Source organism: Pseudomonas sp., from assembly GCF_049653025.1.
Taxonomy (GTDB): Bacteria; Pseudomonadota; Gammaproteobacteria; order Pseudomonadales; family Pseudomonadaceae; genus Aquipseudomonas.
Map to the genome: position 1 here is coordinate 178980 of NZ_JBASFM010000020.1, position 17801 is coordinate 196780.

The 17801-nt window shown below is 61.5% G+C and carries 13 protein-coding genes; 3 read left to right on the forward strand and 10 right to left on the reverse strand.

Features of this window, described 5'->3' with window-relative positions; all coding sequences use genetic code 11:
• Positions 1-5: 5 nt before the first annotated feature.
• The 4 genes from WBK23_RS17475 to rpsU all read right to left on the reverse strand — a co-directional run bounded on the left by WBK23_RS17475 (position 6) and on the right by rpsU (position 8114).
• Positions 6-3740 (reverse strand): bifunctional diguanylate cyclase/phosphodiesterase, encoded by a 3735-nt coding sequence (locus tag WBK23_RS17475; protein WP_424485201.1) that lies wholly within the window; start codon positions 3738-3740, stop codon positions 6-8.
• Positions 3741-3845: 105 nt separating this feature from the next.
• Positions 3846-5690 carry an RNA polymerase sigma factor RpoD gene (gene rpoD, locus WBK23_RS17480; RefSeq protein WP_424485202.1) on the reverse strand — a complete coding sequence of 615 codons (1845 nt, stop codon included), beginning with the start codon at positions 5688-5690 and terminating at the stop codon, positions 3846-3848.
• A 67-nt stretch (positions 5691-5757) separates the two neighbouring features.
• Positions 5758-7734 carry a DNA primase gene (gene dnaG / locus WBK23_RS17485; protein ID WP_424485203.1) on the reverse strand — a complete coding sequence of 659 codons (1977 nt, stop codon included), beginning with the start codon at positions 7732-7734 and terminating at the stop codon, positions 5758-5760.
• A 164-nt stretch (positions 7735-7898) separates the two neighbouring features.
• Positions 7899-8114: a 30S ribosomal protein S21 gene (gene rpsU, locus WBK23_RS17490; RefSeq protein WP_003296736.1), complete on the reverse strand. Its 216-nt coding sequence runs from the start codon at positions 8112-8114 to the stop codon at positions 7899-7901.
• A 208-nt stretch (positions 8115-8322) separates the two neighbouring features.
• Here rpsU and tsaD point away from each other — a divergent pair, with 208 nt between their 5' ends.
• Positions 8323-9348: a tRNA (adenosine(37)-N6)-threonylcarbamoyltransferase complex transferase subunit TsaD gene (gene tsaD, locus WBK23_RS17495; RefSeq protein ID WP_424485204.1), complete on the forward strand. Its 1026-nt coding sequence runs from the start codon at positions 8323-8325 to the stop codon at positions 9346-9348.
• A 35-nt stretch (positions 9349-9383) separates the two neighbouring features.
• On the opposite strand, the gene plsY is transcribed toward tsaD, so the two are convergent.
• Positions 9384-9953 carry a glycerol-3-phosphate 1-O-acyltransferase PlsY gene (plsY, locus tag WBK23_RS17500; RefSeq protein ID WP_424485205.1) on the reverse strand — a complete coding sequence of 190 codons (570 nt, stop codon included), beginning with the start codon at positions 9951-9953 and terminating at the stop codon, positions 9384-9386.
• Positions 9954-10027: 74 nt separating this feature from the next.
• Between plsY and folB the strand changes: the two genes are divergently transcribed.
• Together folB and folK are read left to right on the forward strand one after the other, a co-directional pair.
• Positions 10028-10384, forward strand: coding sequence for a dihydroneopterin aldolase (folB, locus tag WBK23_RS17505; RefSeq protein ID WP_424485206.1), 357 nt, complete (start codon positions 10028-10030; stop codon positions 10382-10384).
• Positions 10375-10914: a 2-amino-4-hydroxy-6-hydroxymethyldihydropteridine diphosphokinase gene (gene folK / locus WBK23_RS17510; protein ID WP_424485207.1), complete on the forward strand. Its 540-nt coding sequence runs from the start codon at positions 10375-10377 to the stop codon at positions 10912-10914. The genes folB and folK overlap by 10 nt, the downstream gene beginning before the upstream one ends.
• Here the strand turns inward: folK and WBK23_RS17515 are convergent, their stop codons facing one another.
• The 5 genes from WBK23_RS17515 to WBK23_RS17535 form a co-directional block, all read right to left on the reverse strand.
• Positions 10915-12141, reverse strand: coding sequence for a multifunctional CCA addition/repair protein (locus tag WBK23_RS17515; protein ID WP_424485208.1), 1227 nt, complete (start codon positions 12139-12141; stop codon positions 10915-10917).
• 61 nt (positions 12142-12202) lie between these two features.
• Positions 12203-12715, reverse strand: coding sequence for a DUF4136 domain-containing protein (locus WBK23_RS17520; RefSeq protein WP_424485251.1), 513 nt, complete (start codon positions 12713-12715; stop codon positions 12203-12205).
• Positions 12716-12776: 61 nt separating this feature from the next.
• Positions 12777-14345: a SpoVR family protein gene (locus tag WBK23_RS17525; protein WP_424485209.1), complete on the reverse strand. Its 1569-nt coding sequence runs from the start codon at positions 14343-14345 to the stop codon at positions 12777-12779.
• Entirely contained in the window at positions 14342-15613 is a 1272-nt protein-coding gene (locus WBK23_RS17530; protein ID WP_424485210.1) for a YeaH/YhbH family protein, read from the reverse strand. Before WBK23_RS17530 ends, WBK23_RS17525 begins: the two co-directional genes overlap by 4 nt.
• Before the next feature lie 99 nt (positions 15614-15712).
• Positions 15713-17635, reverse strand: a complete 1923-nt coding sequence (locus tag WBK23_RS17535) for a PrkA family serine protein kinase (protein WP_424485211.1) — start codon at positions 17633-17635, stop codon at positions 15713-15715.
• Positions 17636-17801 lie beyond the last annotated feature (166 nt).

A 17801-nucleotide genomic window follows, 5' to 3' on the forward strand; every position in this document is an offset into this window, starting at 1 on the left:
GCGGATTATACCGGTGCCTTCTCGGCAGCGCCAACCGAATGGCGCGGGGTGAGGAAGTTTTGTGCGAAGGCGTCGGCGTGGATCGCGCGGCTGATGACGAAGCCCTGAATCTGCTCGCAACCCTCGGCGGCGAGGAACAACTCCTGGGCTTTGGTTTCCACGCCTTCGGCAATGATCGTGAGTTGCATGCTGCGGCCCAGGGCGATGATCGCGCGGACGATGGCGACGTCGTTGGCGTCATTGGGCAGGCCGCGGACGAAGGATTGGTCGATTTTCAGGGTGTCGACCGGCAGGCGCTTGAGGTAGCTGAGCGAGGAGTAGCCGGTGCCGAAGTCGTCGATGGCCAGCTGGATGCCGAGGCTTTTCAGCTGGTGCAGCAGTTTCAGCGCTTCTTCGGCCTGGTTCATGATGAAACTTTCGGTGATTTCCAATTGCAGCAGCGCGGGCGACAGGCTGTGCTGCTCGAGCAGGCTGGAAATGCGCACGAGCAAGTGCGGCTGGCGCAGCTGGACGCCGGTCAGGTTGACCGACAGCGGGCCGAATGGGGCGTGCTGTTGTTGCCATTGCTGCATCTGCCAGCAGGCTTTCTGCAACACCCAATCGCCGAGGGCGATGATCAGGCCGGTTTCTTCGGCCAGGGGGATAAAACGGTCGGGTGGGATATCGCCGAACACTGGGTGCTGCCAGCGGACCAGGGCTTCGGCACCGATCAGCTGGTTGCTGCTGAGGCAGCGTTTGGGTTGGTAGAAGAGTTGCAGCTGCTCCAGCTCGATGGCGCGGCGCAGTTCGCGTTCCAGGGCCATGCGCTCGGTGGCCTGGAAGGTCAGGTCGCGGGTATAGAGCTCGACACGGTTACGCCCGCGGGCCTTGGAACGGTACATGGCGGCATCGGCGTTCTTCACCAGGGTAGCGACGTCGTCGCCGTCATCCGGGAAGCGGCTGATGCCGATGCTGGCGCTGATAAACAGCTCCTGTTCGTCGAGCTGGAAGGGCTGGTTGAAGCAGTCGAGCAGCTTGTGCGCCACCCGCTCCGCGTCACTGCTGTGCTGCAGGCCGGGCAGCAGGATGATGAATTCGTCACCGCCCAGGCGCGCCACCGTGTCGATGTCGCGCAGGTGAGCTTTCAGGCGCTCGGCAATGCTCTTGAGCAGCTGGTCGCCCACTGGGTGGCCGAGGCTGTCGTTGATGTGTTTGAAGCGGTCCAGGTCGATAAACAGCACCGCGCCCAGACGGCTGTCGGCGTGGGCATCGTCGAGGGCAGCGCGTAGGCGGGCTTCGAACAGCATGCGGTTGGGCAGGCCGGTCAGCGGGTCATGGTGGGCCTGGTGGTCGAGGCGCGCCTGGGCGTGCTTGAGCGAGCTGATATCGGCGAATACGCCAACAAAATGGGTGATCTGTTCGCTGCTGTCGCGTACTGCGCTGATGGTCAGCCACTCGGGATAGAGCTCGCCATTCTTGCGCTTGTTCCAGATATCGCCTTGCCAGTGCCCCGATGCGTTGAGGTTGTGCCACATGGCGGCGTAAAAGGCGCTGTCGTGGTTGCCCGAGGCCAGCAGGCGCGGTGACTGGCCGAGGGCTTCGGCCTCGCTGTAGCCGGTGATGCTGGTGAAGGCGCGGTTGACCGCGGTGATGCGCTGCTCCAGGTTGGTGATCATCACGCCTTCGGCGGTGCTCTCGAACACGGTGGCCGCCTGTTGCAGGTTTTCCTGCATCTGCTCGCGTTCGGTGATATCGCGGGCGATGGTCAGCATACAGGTGTCGCCTTCGATCGGGATCGGCTGCACTGACATCTCGCAGGTACGCAGTGAGCCGCTGCGGGTGCGGATCTGCGCGCGGAAGTCACGCACGGAGCCGTGTTGTTGCACCTGCTCGAACATCCGCGTGCGGTCTTGCGGGTTGGCCCAGATGCCCAGTCGCAGGGTCGAGCTGTCAGTCGCTTCGTCGATGCTGTAGCCGGTGATGCGGCTGAAGCCTTCGTTGACATCCAGCAGCTGGCCGTCACTCATGCGGGTGATTAGCATGCCGTCGGGAGAGGCGTGGAAGGCTTTGGCGAATTTGTCTTCGGAGAGTTTCAGGCGCTGCTGGGTGTCCTTCAGCTGGCTGATGTCGCGCACCACCACGACCAGGGTGGTGATGGCGTTTAGGGTGACCTTCTGCGCAGAAATCAGAGCGGTGAACAGGCTACCGTCGCGGCGCTGGAAGGTGCTTTCGATATTGTGTGCGTTGCCATGGCGGAGCATTTCCAGCACGCGCGGGCCGGTGCCTGGCTCCATCCACAGGTCGAGTTCAGAGCTGGTGCGGCCGATGGCTTCGGCAGCGCTGATGCCGAACTGTTGCTCGAAGGTGTTGTTGACGGCGAGCAGCCGGCCGTTGTGCAGGTTGAGCAGGGCGATGGTGTCGGGGCAGTTATGAAAGACCGAGGCGAACTTCTGTTCTGAAAGCGCCAGTGCTCGTTCGGTGCGCTTGGTTTCGGTGATGTCGATCAACAGGCCGCGCATCATCGGCCCGTCGGCATGGGGGGCTAGCGTGACGATATCGCGTACCCAGACCTCGCGGCCGTCGGCGGCGAGCATGCGATAGTCCAGGCTGTGGTCACGCCCTGCCTGAGTTTCACTGCGGCAGTAGTTGAGGGTGCGCAGCGCGTCATCGGGGTGCAGGATTCGCTCGATAAAGCCGGGTTTCAGCCAGTCTTGGATTGGATAACCGAGCAGGCGCTCCGCCTGCGGCGCGACATAGGTGTAGCGAAAATCGCTGGGGTCCATCTGCCAGGCTACGGCATTCAGGCTTTCCACCAGGCCGCGGTAGTGTTGTTCGCTGTTGCGCAACTCACCTTCGAGCACGGCGCGGTTGTGCATTTCACTGCGCAGACGGTGGTTGATGCGCAGGATGCTGAAAATGATCAGCAGCGCGGCAGCCAGTGCAGGCAGACCGAATAGCAGCAGGCTGCGCCAGAAGGGGCGTTGGTCAATCGGCTCGCCCACCCAGCGTTGTTCGATCTCGGCAATGTCGCTTGGGCTGAGTTCTGCCAGCACCTTGTCGAGTATTCCAGCGAGGATGGCCTGGTCCTTGGGCACCGCCATGGCCAGCTGGTAGCGGTAGGGCGTCTGGCCATTGACGATGATGCCGTCCAGCTTGAGTTGGCGCAGGTGCCAGACGCTGGAGGCAAGGTCGCCGACCATGGCGTCGGCTTGCCCGGCGGCCAGCGCCTGCAGCGCTGAGGCAACATTGGGGCGTGGCCAGAGGCGCAGTTCGGGATGTTTCTCGCGCAGCAGTTCGTGGGTGGCGTAGCTGTCGACCACGGCGACCCGCAAGCCTTGCAGCTCACGTAGCTTGCGCGGTTGCGGGCCTTGTTCCTGGGTCAGGATGACAATCGGGAAGTCGAGGTAGGGACGGGTGAACGTCAGGTATTGCTGGCGCTCCGGGGTCGCCATCAGGCTGGGCAGTAGCTGCACCTTGCCGGTTCGGGCGTCGGCCAGTACCTGGCTCCAGTTCTGTGCCGGAGCGGGGTGTAGGCTGATCGCCAGGTGCTGCTCAATCAGCCGTATATAGTCGGCGGCGAGCCCCTGGTACTGCTCATTGTCATCGATGAATTCATAAGGTGGCCAATCGTGGTCAACGCCCAGGCTCAGTTCTGGGTGTTCGGCTAGCCAGGCTTGCTCGGCCGGCGTCAATTCCAAGCTGAATGCAGGTATGGCCCAGCACGCCAAACACAACAGGAGGGTGGCCGAAACGCGCGGCATGGATGAGCTCGTTTTATGGGCGGTAGCGCAAAGTGTAGACCCGGCCGTCGGGGCTTGGTAGTTGGCCACAAAGCAAAACCCCCAGCAGGGCCGGGGGTTTTGGTGTTACTCGTCGAGGAAGGAGCGTAGATGCTCGCTTCGCGTCGGGTGGCGCAGTTTGCGCAACGCCTTGGCTTCGATCTGGCGGATTCGCTCACGGGTGACGTCGAACTGTTTACCAACTTCCTCAAGGGTGTGGTCGGTATTCATGTCGATGCCGAAACGCATGCGCAGGACCTTGGCTTCACGGGCAGTGAGGCCCGAGAGTACTTCGCGAGTCGCTTCTTTCAGGCTCTCAACGGTGGCGACATCGATTGGCGACTGCATGGTCGAGTCTTCGATGAAGTCACCCAGGTGGGAGTCTTCGTCATCACCGATCGGGGTTTCCATGGAGATCGGCTCTTTAGCGATCTTCAATACCTTGCGGATCTTGTCCTCAGGCATTTCCATGCGTTCGCCCAGCTCTTCCGGGGTCGGTTCGCGACCCATTTCCTGCAACATCTGCCGGGAAATACGGTTGAGCTTGTTGATCGTCTCGATCATGTGCACCGGAATACGGATGGTGCGGGCCTGGTCGGCGATCGAGCGAGTGATCGCCTGACGGATCCACCAGGTGGCATAGGTCGAGAACTTGTAGCCGCGACGGTATTCGAACTTGTCCACCGCTTTCATCAGGCCGATGTTGCCTTCCTGGATCAGGTCGAGGAACTGCAGGCCGCGGTTGGTGTACTTCTTGGCGATCGAGATCACCAGGCGCAAGTTCGCTTCAACCATCTCTTTCTTCGCGCGGCGGGCCTTGGCCTCACCGATCGACATTCGACGGTTGATGTCCTTGATTTCAGCCAGGGTCAGCTCGCACTCGGCTTCCAGGGCGGACAGCTTTTGCTGGCAGCGCAGGATGTCAGCTTGCACGGTGCCGATGGCTTCGGCGTACTTGGCCTTGCCTTTGGCCAGGCCTGCGGCCCAGCTTTCGTCGATTTCATTGCCAGGGAACAGCTTGAGGAAATCGGCGCGCGGCATGCGTGCATCACGCACACAGAGTTGCATGATGGCGCGTTCCTGGGCGCGCAGGCGCTCCAGGGAGCTGCGTACACGGACAACTAGTGCGTCGTACTGCTTGGGCACCAGCTTGATCGGCATGAACAGCTCGGCCATTTCTTTCAGCGCGGCAATGCCTTGCTTACTGTTGCGGCCATGCTTTTTCAGGGCTTTCTTGGCGAGTTCGAGTGCATCGCCGATCGCGGTGAAGCGGCGCAGGGCCTCTTCAGGATCCGGACCGCCGTCGCCTTCCTCTTCCTCGTCGTCGCTGGCTTCGGCTTCTTCGTCGTCAGTTTCTTCGGCGGCTTCGCCGTCTTTGACAGGAACAGGCGCAGCTGCTTCGGCGGGAACGATGCCGTCATCCGGGTCGATATAGCCGCTGAGGACCTCAACCAGGCGGCCACCATCGGTGGTCACGCGGTTGTATTCGGCCAGAATGCTGTCGACGGTTCCGGGGAAATGGGCGATTGAGCCCATGACTTCGCGGATGCCTTCCTCGATGCGTTTGGCGATTTCGATCTCGCCTTCGCGGGTCAGCAATTCCACCGTACCCATTTCACGCATATACATGCGCACGGGGTCGGTGGTGCGGCCGATATCGGTTTCAACGGCGGCGAGTGCGGCAGCGGCTTCTTCAGCGGCGGCTTCATCGGTGTCGGCGTCGGCCAGCATAAGGGAATCCTTATCTGGCGCAACCTCGAATACGTTGATCCCCATGTCGTTGATCATGCGGATGATATCTTCCACCTGTTCCGGGTCGGAAATATCCTCCGGCAGGTGGTCGTTGACCTCCGCGTAAGTCAGGTAACCCTGCTCACGACCAAGGGTGATCAACTCTTTGATACGAGACTGCTGTTGCGCTTTTCCGGACATAACACCCTATCCACTGAAGGTCTTGGCGGGCAAAAAACAAGCCGCGGATTATACCCGAGTAACACCCCTAAGCGCCAGTTGGGCTCGGGATTACCGGTGATGCATTACGGCTCAGCAAGTTGCGCAGCTGGTCTTTCTCTTCTGCGCTCAACTCGCTTTGACGGGCTTTGCGCAGCAAATGTTCCAAGCTGCGCTCGCGTTGGCGGGCTACAAGACTAGTTATAGTGTCGAAAAACTGTTGTTCAAGGTTGTCGGCTGAAATCAGCCACTCCTTTTCCGCCAGGGCGCGTAGTAGACGGCCTTGTTCGGTGCCGTGCCAGCGTGCAATCAATTGCAGTGAGCGCAGATTGGGGTTCTTCTGCAAGGCACCGAGCAGGGCGACCAGCAGCTGGGCGTAGGTGTCATCTTCGGCGGCGAAGTGGCTGACATCCTCGACCTTCTGCGCCAATTGCGGGTGGTGCAGTAGGGTGCGCAGGGCGCTCAGGTGCGGCGATTCGACGCTGACAGCAGTGCGTGGTGCGCGTGGGGCGAGCTCGCCCTGACCTTTCTTGCTCCATTTGCCGCCGTCTTTCTTCCAACTGCCCTTGCCTTTGTTGCGCTCGAATTCTGGCGCGGGGCTGGGGTTTTCGTATTCGTTATTGTGTGGTTCGACATCGTAATAGGCGCTGTCGGGAATATCCGCATGGTTCGGGTAGTCGCTGGGCGGCGCGCTGCTGTGACTGGGCTGGCTGCTGCGGGCCGCTGGGGCCATCTGCTGCAGGGCTTCGCCGGACAGGCCGGTGATCTCGCTCAGGCGTTGGCGCATCAGGGCGCGCAGGTTGTTGCCAGGAATCTTGTCGATCAACGGCGCGGCCAGTGTCATCAGGTGCGCCTTGCCTTCGAGGGAGCGAGGGTCGGCTTCTTCGCTGAGCTGCTGGAAGAAGTAGTCGGCCAGCGGCTGGGCGTGCTGATTGATGCGTGCGCGGAAGGCGTCGGTGCCTTCGCTGCGTACCAGAGTGTCCGGGTCTTCGCCGTCGGGTAGGAATAGAAAGCGCGCGCGACGGCCGTCCTGCAGGCTCGATAGGGTGGCTTCCAGGGCGCGCCAGGCGGCGTTACGACCGGCGGCGTCGCCATCGAAGCAGAACAAGACGCTGGGCACTACGCGGAACAGGCGTTTCAGGTGCTCTTCGCTGGTGGCGGTGCCGAGGGTGGCGACGGCATTGCGCAGGCCTTGTTGGGCCAGGGCGATCACGTCCATATAGCCTTCAACCACCATGATCTCGTCGAGGTCGCGGTTGTGCTTGCGTGCCTCGAACAGTCCGTAAAGCTCCTGGCCCTTGTGGAACACCGGGGTTTCCGGGGAGTTCAGGTACTTGGGTTTCTCGTCGCCCAATACGCGGCCGCCAAAGGCGATCACCCGGCCGCGGCTGTCGCGAATCGGGAACATGATGCGGTCGCGGAAGCGGTCGTAGCGCTTGCCGCTCTCGGCGTTCTCCACCAGCAGGCCGGCGTCGATCATTGCCTTCTGCTGCAGGCTGTCGTTGGCCAGGTGTTTGTGCAGGTTGTCCCAGCCCGGTGGGGCGAAGCCCATGCCGAAGTCGCGGGCGATCTCGCCAGACAGGCCGCGGCCTTTCAGGTAGTCGATGGCGGCTTTGCGTTGCGGGTGGCTTTTCAGTGCCTGTTTGTAGAATTCGGCGGCGGCGGTCAGCAGCGGGTAGAGCGGTGAATCGGTGAGCTGGCGCGGTTTGTTGCTGCGTCCGCCTTCCTCGCGCGGTATTTCCATGCCGGCGCGCTTGGCCAGGTCCTCGATCGCCTGGGGGAAGTCCAGTTGGTCGTGGTCCATGACAAAGCCCAGGGCGTTGCCGCCGGCCCCGCAGCCAAAGCAGTAATAGAACTGTTTGTCCGGGCTGACGCTGAACGAGGGGGTCTTTTCTTTATGAAAGGGGCAGCAGGCGCTGTAGTTCTTGCCGGCCTTTTTCAGCTGGATGCGCGAGGCCACCACGTCGACGATGTCGGTGCGGTTGAGCAGGTCATCGATAAACGACTGTGGGATCAGGCCGGCCATAGGCGCTCAGAATACTGCCATGCGCTTGGGCAGAACAGCGGTGGGCAGAAACTAAAAGACTCCGATCACCACCCGAAGGTAGCGCGGAGTCTAAAAGCGAAGCCAGGCCGAAGCCGGGCGTCAGGCGTTGCTTGTAGCTAATCGTGCAGACGAAGCTGCGGTGATTAGTACAGGCGAACGCTGCGGCGCTGTTCGCGCTGCACTTTCTTGGCGTGACGCTTAACAGCAGCTGCTGCTTTGCGCTTACGCTCGGAAGTCGGCTTTTCGTAGAATTCACGGCTGCGAACTTCAGCCAGAACACCGGCTTTTTCGCAGGAGCGCTTGAAACGACGCAGAGCTACGTCGAAGGGTTCGTTCTCTTTAACTTTGACGGCTGGCATCCAGGGCGTACCTTCTTTCATTACCGGTGGGTAACGTTGCTCCTGGCAAATGGCGCTGGAGAACGTAGGTTTTTAAGGGTTGCGGATGTTACCGCCTCATTGCGAGGAATGCAAAGCCTCTGATCGAAAAGCGCTGGCCGGCTCGCGGCAGCGACCATTATCATGCGGCCCTTCGAAGTTGCACCCTCTCTACTACAAGGCACTGCCCATGCTGGTTCTGGGATTGGAAACCTCCTGCGACGAAACCGGTGTCGCGCTCTACGACAGCGATCGTGGCCTGCTGGCCGACGCGCTGTTTAGCCAGATTGATCTGCATCGCGTATACGGCGGCGTAGTGCCGGAACTGGCCTCGCGCGATCACGTCAAGCGTATGCTGCCGCTGATTCGCCAGGTGTTGAGCGAGGCCGGCTGCGTTGCTACTGACATCGATGCCATCGCCTATACCGCGGGTCCTGGCCTGGTCGGGGCGTTGCTGGTCGGTGCGTCCTGTGCGCAGGCCATGGCCTTTGCCTGGGGCATTCCGGCGCTCGGTGTGCACCATATGGAAGGCCATTTGCTGGCCCCGATGCTGGAGGAAAATCCGCCGGCCTTTCCGTTCGTCGCTTTGCTGGTGTCGGGCGGTCATACCCAACTGGTTCGCGTCGATGGCATCGGTCAATACCAGTTGCTCGGCGAGTCTCTGGATGACGCCGCTGGCGAGGCATTCGACAAGACCGCCAAGCTGATGGGCTTGCCATATCCGGGCGGGCCGGAAATCGCCCGGCTGGCGCAGAACGGCACGCCGGGGCGCTTCAAGTTCCCGCGGCCGATGACCGACCGCCCTGGTCTGGAGTTCAGCTTCAGTGGCCTCAAGACCTTCACTCTGAATACTTGGCAGCAGTGCCGCGCCGCCGGCGATGACTCCGAGCAGACCCGTTGCGACATCGCCCTGGCGTTCCAGCAGGCGGTGGTCGATACCCTCACCATCAAATGCAAGCGCGCGCTCAAACAGACCGGCTTGAATAACCTGGTGATCGCCGGCGGCGTTAGCGCCAATCAGGCGCTGCGTCAGTCACTGGGGCAGATGCTCGCTGAGCTTAAGGGTGAGGTGTTCTATGCCCGCCCGGTGTTCTGCACCGACAACGGCGCGATGATCGCCTATGCCGGTTGCCAGCGACTGCTGGCCGGGCAGCATGAAGATTTGAGTATCAAGGTGCAGGCGCGCTGGCCGATGGAGCAGCTGCCTGCGCTTTAAGCGCCTGCGTGATGAGCCAGATTCACTCTGCCGATTTAGAAATGCCGCTCACGGCCGGCGAACAGATCGCGTAAATTGCCGCGATGACGCCAGACGATCAGCCCGGTGAGTGCGCAGATCGGCAGCAGGGCCGCTGGTTGCTGCCAGGCCAGCAGAGGCAAGGTCAGCGGGGTGGCGATCAGCGAAGCCAGTGAGCTGGTGCGAGTCAGCGCGAAGGTCAGTGCCCAGGCGGCGAGTGCCAGCAGGGCGGCCGGCGGGTAGAGGCCGAGCAGCATGCCGGCGGCAGTGGCCACGCCCTTGCCGCCCTGAAAGCGAAAATACAGAGGATAGAGATGGCCGATTACGGCGGCGAGGCCGACCCAAGCCTGCTGCTGGACGTCGAGGCCAAGCAGGCTGGCGACCAGTACCGGCAGCAGGCCTTTGAGCAGATCGCCGAGCAGTGTGAGGATGGCCAGGCGCTTGCCAGCGACCCTGAGCATATTGGTGGCACCGGGGTTGCCCGAGCCACTGGCGCGCGGGTCCGGTCCGCCGCTCAGACGGCTGAGCAGGATGGCGAAGGACAACGAGCCGAGCAGGTAGGCGAGGATCGCCAACAGCCAAAACATGGTATCCATTCCGGGGCGAGGGAGTCCCGATTCTAACTAGGTGCGCCAGTATTGTCGTGCCGCGGAGAGCGTGCTTGGACACAGTTTTTATCGAAGGTCTGGAAGTCGATACGGTGATTGGTGCCTACGACTGGGAGCGCAGCATTCGTCAGTGCCTGCGCCTGGATCTGTACCTGGGTTGGGATAACCGCCCGGCCGCGGCCGGTGATGACTTGAGCAAGGCACTGGACTACGCCACGTTGTCGCAGCGGGTTCAGGCGTTTGCCAGCGAATCGAGCTTCCTCCTGGTGGAGACCTTCGCCGAGCGGCTGGTCGAGTTGTTGATGGCCGAGTTCCAGATTCCCTGGGTGCGCCTCAAACTGACCAAGCCCGGTGCGGTGCCAGCGGCCAGCGGTGGTGTCGGCGTGGAGATCGAGCGCGGATGTCGCTAACTCCGGTGTTGCTCGGCCTTGGCAGCAATATTGGCCGCGAAACGCACCTGTGCGCCGGCCTCGATGCGCTGTCTGGCTTGTTGAGCGAGATGCGCTGCTCGCCAGTGTTCGAAAGCCAGGCCGTGGGGATCAAGAGCGGGCCGTTCTTCAATCTGGTGGTCGCCGGCTACAGCGAGCTGCCGTTGGGAGAGCTGGATCGCCGGCTGAAATTTATCGAAGCCGATAACGGCCGCTATGCGCCTGAGCGCAAGGGGCTGCCGCTGGATATCGACGTGCTGCTGTATGGCGATCTGGTCGGTAACTTCGACGGGCTGATCCTGCCGCGCGCGGAGATCCTGAAGAACGCCTTTGTACTCTGGCCGTTGGCTCTGTTGGTGCCGGATGTTTTGCATCCAGCGCAGCAGCGTAGCTTTACCGAGCTCTGGCAGGCGGCGCAGATCGAGCAGCAACTGTGGCCGGTGGCCTTTAGCTGGGGCGATCAGCAGCTGACACCTGCGGCCCTGCGTGACGCCTATCCGGCCGGTAGCTGATCAGGTGCGCTGGTCACGGTAGCGCTGCAGCGCTTGCAGGCGCTCTTCCTGCACCGCAGCGCCCAGCTCGGCACCTTGCAGGCCGCGCGCCAGTAATGCTTGCACCGCTACGTTTTGCGCCGCTTGCATGGCCCCGCGCAGGTAGGCCGCTTGCGGGTAGTCACGCTGCTCCAGGCCGAGACGGCCGCGGGCGTCCATCTCGCAAGCGGCGATAAACTCCTCGAAACGCTGCGGCCGGCGAAACGCGTCAAAGCCTTGCAACAGCTTGAGCAGGGTGCTGGCTTTCAGTTCCGGGGCCCGGTGGCCGTAGGTGTGGAACTCTCCGACCTGCAGGGCCAGCTCCTGGCAATCCTTGGGCACCTTGCAGCGCTGGTTGATCGCCCGAATCAGTTTCAGTCCGGTGTGCTCGTGGGCGATATGCCGGGGCCACTCGGCTTCGGGCGTCAGGCCCTTGCCGACATCGTGCAACAGGCAGGCCCAGCGCACGGTCAGCGGTTGTTGGTGTTCGGCGCATTGGCGCAGCACGCTGAGCACATGCACGCCGGTGTCGATCTCCGGATGATGGGCGGCTGGCTGCGGCACGCCGAACAGTGCGTCGACCTCGGGCAGCAGTTCGCGCAGGGCACCGCAGTCGCGCAGGACCTGGATAAATACATCCGGGCGCGGCTCCATCAGGGCGCGGGATATTTCCTTCCAGCTACGTTCCGGCGTCAGCGCACTTAACTCACCGGACTCGCTCAGTTCGTGCATCAGCACCATGGTTTCAGGCGCTACGCTGAAGCCCAGTGGCGCGTAACGGGCGGCGAAGCGAGCGACGCGCAGTACGCGCAATGGGTCTTCGGCGAAGGCTGGGGAAACATGGCGCAGCAGCTTGGCGTCGAGGTCGCGCTGGCCGCCATAGGGGTCGATCAGGTTGCCCAAGGCGTCTTCGGCCATGGCGTTGACGGTCAGGTCGCGGCGGATCAGGTCTTCTTCCAGGGTTACGTCCGGGCTGGCAAAGAAGGTGAAACCACCGTAGCCGCGTCCGCTCTTGCGTTCGGTGCGAGCCAGGGCGTATTCCTCGCCGCTCTGCGGGTGCAGGAACACTGGGAAGTCCGCGCCCACCGGGCGGTAGCCCTGTTCGAGCATCTGCTCGGCGCTGGTGCCCACCACTACCCAATCGATCTCGCTGACTTCGCGGCCTAACAGGCGGTCGCGCACCGCGCCGCCCACTTTGTAAATCTGCATGACTAATCCTCCGTTGTGCAGAGCATAACGGCTGGATAGTCAGGATGTCTGGCTTGTGCGCTCAGGGACTGGCTTTGGGGATTTGCTGCAGAAGGGCCTGGGTCGCACGTTCGAGCAGTTCGGCGCTGTCCTTGGCGGGGCTTAGGCCGGTGCTGATCAGGCCTTCCCAGAGGGTTTGCTGTTCTGGGCTGGTCAGGCGGAGACGCAGGGTGCCGGTTTCATCGCGCAGGCGGTGGATTGCCTGGTAGTGGCCAAGCGGCATGGGTGGGGCGGTGTCGACCTTGAAGTCCAGTGGGCTGTCCTGCACCGCCAGCCAGTAATACACCTGGATATCCGCCTGCGGACTGGCCTGGTAGCCGCGCTGGCTGAGGCCCTCGCGTAGCAGTTGGTCGAGTTGGGCGTAGCGATTGGCAAACGGCAGCTCGCCACTGAGTGCCTGTTCGGCGGCGATCAGGCTGAAGCTGTGGCGGCCGGTCAGTTCAGCGCTGGCCGGGCTGATCACCTGCACCCGTGGCGGCGTGCTGCTGCAGGTGGCCAGGGCGAGGCAGAGCAGGAGGACGATAAACAGGCGCATCAGGGTATTCCCAGGGAGTCTGGCGCGCATGCTGCTGGCCGTCATCAGTGGGTGCAACCGATCAAATGGGCGGAATCATTAGGTCGAGCCGCGGGTAATCGCTTTCATGTTCGGCCTCGTTTTTCGGCGGCACATGCTGAGTGCCGATCAACTGTTCGCCCTGGTACATCTCCAGGTGAATATTGAAGCCCCATAGGCGGTGCAGGTGTTTCAGCACTTCCTCGGTGGAATTGCCCAGCGGCTTGCGGTCGTGCTGCTGGTGGCGCAGGGTCAGCGAGCGGTCGCCGCGGCGGTCGATGCTCCAGATCTGCACATTGGGTTCGCGGTTGCCCAGGTTGTATTGCGCCGCCAGGGTCTCGCGAATCTGCTGGTAGCCGGGTTCGTCATGGATTGCCGGGACCAACAGCTCGTCCTTCTGGTCGTCGTCGATGATGCTGAACAGCTTGAGGTCGCGGATCACCTTGGGCGACAGATACTGCAGGATAAAACTCTCGTCCTTGAAGCTGTTCATGGCGAATTTCAGGGTGCTTAGCCAGTCACTGCCGGCGATCTCCGGGAACCAGCGGCGATCCTCTTCGGTCGGCTCTTCGCAGATGCGGCGGATGTCGCGGTACATGGCAAAACCCAACGCATAGGGGTTGATGCCGCTGTAGTAGGGGCTGTCGAACGGCGGCTGGTAGACCACGCTGGTGTGCGACTGCAGAAATTCCATCATAAAGCCTTCGGTAACCAGGCCCTCGTCGTACAGGTCGTTCATCAGGGTGTAGTGCCAGAACGTAGCCCAGCCTTCGTTCATCACCTGGGTCTGGCGCTGCGGGTAGAAGTACTGGGCAATCTTGCGCACGATGCGAATGATCTCGCGCTGCCAGGGCTCCAGCAGCGGCGCGTGCTTTTCCAGGAAATACAGGATGTTTTCCTGCGGCTCGGCGGGGAAGCGTTTGTTGTCCTTGTCGCCGCCCTTGCTGGCGTTTTTCGGGATGGTGCGCCAGAGGTCGTTGATCTGCTTTTGCAGGTGCTCTTCGCGGTCCTTCATGCGCCGCCGTTCTTCCTCGGCGGAAATCGGGTAGGGACGTTTGTAACGGTCGACGCCGTAGTTCATCAGCGCATGGCAGGAGTCGAGCAGGTCCTCCACTGCGTCGATGCCGTGGCGCTCCTCGCACTGCATGATGTACTGCTTGGCGAACACCAGGTAATCGATGATCGAGCTGGCGTCGGTCCAGGTGCGGAACAGGTAGTTACCCTTGAAGAAGCTGTTGTGGCCGTAGCAGGCATGGGCGATCACCAAGGCCTGCATGCAGATGGTGTTCTCTTCCATCAGGTAAGCGATGCATGGATCTGAGTTGATCACGATCTCGTAGGCCAGGCCCATCTGCCCGCGCTTGTAGCCCTTCTCGGTGCTGAGGAAGTGCTTGCCGTAGGACCAGTGGTGGTAACCCAGCGGCATGCCGACCGAGGCGTAGGCGTCCATCATCTGCTCGGCGGTGATCACCTCGATCTGGTTGGGGTAGGTGTCCAGCGCATAGCGCTCGGCAATACGGCCGATTTCGCGGTCGTAGCTGCGGATTAGCTCGAAGGTCCACTCCGAGCCAGTGGAGATCGGTTGGCGGCGCTTTTCTTTGCTACTGCTCATGTGGCTAGCCTCCGCTGGAACAGGTCGCGGAATACCGGGTAGATATCGCCGGCCGAGACCAGCTGCTGCTGGGCAAAGGTGTCGGCGAACGCCTCGCTGACCTGCTCGTACTCGAACCACAGCGCCTGGTGCTCGCGCGGGGTGATTTCGACGTAGGTGAAGTACTGCACGAACGGCATGATCTGCTTGATCAATATATCCCTGCACACTGGCGAGTCATCATTCCAGTTGTCGCCATCCGACGCCTGGGCGGCGTAGATATTCCATTCGTTGATCGGGTAGCGCTCGGCCATGATCTCCTGCATCAGCTTGAGTGCGCTGGAGACGATGGTGCCGCCGGTCTCGCGTGAGTAGAAGAACTCTTCCTCATCCACCTCGCGGGCGCTGGTGTGGTGGCGGATAAACACCACCTCGATCTTGTCGTAGTTCCGTTTGAGGAACAGGTACAGCAGGATAAAGAAGCGCTTGGCGATGTCCTTGGTCGACTGGGTCATCGAGCCGGAAACGTCCATCAGGCAGAACATCACGGCTTTCGAGCTGGGGTTGGGCTGTTTCACCAGCAGGTTGTATTTTAGGTCGAAGGTGTCGAGGAACGGGATGCGCTTGATCCGCGCGCGCAGTTTGCTGATTTCTTCTTCAAGTGCCTGGATATCGCCAAGGTTGTCCGGCTGTTCCAGTTTCAGGCGTTCCAGTTCGGCCTGGGTGACCTTGAGTTTGTTGCGGCTGCTGCCTGACAGGGCGATGCGCCGGGCATGCGCCGAGCGCAGGGTGCGGACGATATTGATGCGTGACGGATTGCCTTCGTTGCTGATGCCGGCACGCACGCTCTTGAAGGTGTCGCTACCGGTTAGGTGGCGTTTGATCAGATTGGGCAGCTCAAGGTCCTCGAACATAAAGTCGAGGAATTCTTCCTGGGTGATCTGGAAGACGAACTCGTCGATGCCTTCGCCGGAGTTGCTCGCCTTGCCGGCACCTTGGCCGCTGCCACCGCCTTGCGGGCGGGCAATCTTCTCGCCGGTGGTGAATTCACGGTTGCCCGGGTGCACGGTGGTCTGGCGGCCGCCACGGCCGTGGTGCAACACCGGCTCGTCGATGTCGCGGCCGGGGATGCTGATCTGTTCGCCGTGTTCCATATCGGTGATGGAGCGGCGGCTGACCGCTTCCTCCACGGCCTTCTTGATGTGGTCGCGGTAACGCCGCAGGAAGCGCTGGCGGTTCACCGTGCTCTTGTTCTTGCCGTTTAGGCGGCGGTCGATCACATGGCTCATAACTGCCCTCCGTGCGCTGCAGACATCAGGCGCAAACGGGGCAGGGCGGCGTTTGTTGCGCGCCCTGCACTCGTCAGCAGCCTGTCACGTCAGGCCGCTTTATTGCGATTTACGAACCCGCAGATACCACTCGGAGAGCAGGCGCACCTGCTTGTCGGTGTAGCCGCGTTCGACCATGCGAGTGACGAAGTCGTTGTGCTTCTGCTGGTCCTCCTTGCTCGCCTTGGCGTTGAAACTGATGACCGGCAGCAGGTCTTCGGTGTTGGAGAACATCTTCTTCTCGATCACCACGCGCAGTTTCTCGTAGCTGAGCCAGGTCGGGTTCTTGCCGTTGTTGTTGGCACGGGCGCGCAGCACGAAGTTGACGATCTCGTTGCGGAAGTCCTTCGGATTGCTGATTCCAGCCGGTTTCTCGATCTTCTCCAGCTCCTCGTTGAGGGCCACGCGGTTGAGGATCTCGCCGGTTTCCGGGTCACGGTATTCCTGATCCTGAATCCAGAAGTCGGCGTACAGCACATAGCGGTCGAAGATGTTCTGCCCGTATTCGCTGTAGGACTCCAGGTAGGCGGTCTGGATTTCCTTGCCGATAAACTCGATGTAGCGCGGTGCCAGATATTCCTTGATAAAGCGCAGGTAGCGCTCGCGCACTTCGGCGGGGAACTGTTCCTGCTCGATCTGCTGCTCCAGCACATACAACAAATGCACCGGATTCGCGGCGATCTCGTGCGGGTCAAAGTTGAACACCTTGGAGAGGATCTTGAAGGCGAAGCGGGTCGACAGGCCGTTCATGCCCTCGTCGACGCCGGCGGTGTCGCGGTATTCCTGGATCGACTTGGCCTTGGGATCGGTGTCCTTGAGGTTTTCGCCGTCGTAGACGCGCATTTTCGAGTAGACGTTGGAGTTTTCCGGCTCTTTCAGGCGGCTGAGGGTGGAGAACTGCGCGAGCATTTTCAGGGTGTCCGGCGCGCAGTGGGCCTTGGCCAGGGAGCTGTTGAACAGCAGTTTGTCGTAGATCTTGATCTCGTCGGTCACGCGTAGGCAGTACGGCACCTTGACGATATAGATGCGGTCGATAAAGGCTTCGTTGTTCTTGTTGTTGCGGAAACTGTGCCATTCCGATTCGTTGGAGTGGGCCAGCAGGATGCCGCTGTAGGGAATCGCGCCGAGGCCTTCGGTGCTGTTGTAGTTACCTTCCTGAGTGGCGGTCAGCAGTGGATGCAGCACCTTGATCGGTGCCTTGAACATTTCGACGAATTCCATCAGACCCTGGTTGGCGCGGCACAGTGCGCCCGAGTAGCTGTAGGCGTCGGCGTCGTTCTGCGGATATTCCTCAAGCTTGCGGATATCCACCTTGCCGACCAGAGCGGAGATGTCCTGATTGTTCTCGTCGCCCGGCTCGGTCTTGGCCACGGCGATCTGGTTGAGGATCGAGGGGTACAGCTTGACCACGCGGAACTGGCTGATATCGCCGCCGAACTCGGCCAGGCGTTTGGTTGCCCAGGGCGACATGATGCTGTTGAGGTAGCGCCGCGGAATGCCGTAATCCTCTTCGAGGATCGCGCCGTCCTCGGCGTCGCTGAACAGCCCCAAGGGCGACTCGAACACCGGCGAGCCCTTGATCGCGTAGAAGGGCACCTTCTCGATCAGGTGCTTGAGTTTCTCTGCCAGCGAGGATTTACCGCCGCCCACCGGGCCGAGCAGGTAGAGGATCTGCTTCTTCTCTTCCAGGCCCTGAGCGGCATGGCGGAAGTAGGAGACGATCTGGTCGATGCACTCTTCCATGCCGTGGAAGTCGGCAAAGGCCGGGTAGCGGCGGATCACCTTGTTGGAGAAGATCCGCGACAGTCGCGAGTTGCTCGAGGTGTCTAGCAGCTCCGGTTCGCCGATGGCCATCAGCAGGCGCTCGGCCGCCGAGGCATAGGCGCTGCGGTCTGCCTTGCACAGTTCGAGGTACTCCTGGAGGGTGAGTTCCTCCTGCCGAGTCGCTTCGAAACGTTGTTGGAAGTGGCTGAAAATGCTCATGACTTCACCTCGCTCGATGCTTGGAGCCGGTGCGGGATCGGTCAGGCGCTTGGCGTCCCGCTGCCATGCAGACGGGATAAGTCCCCCAGAACACCTAAAATCTTAGAACTTGTGCAACGTCTGCTGCGCGTCGGCCCTGCTGCGTTAAGAACAGACTCGGAATGCT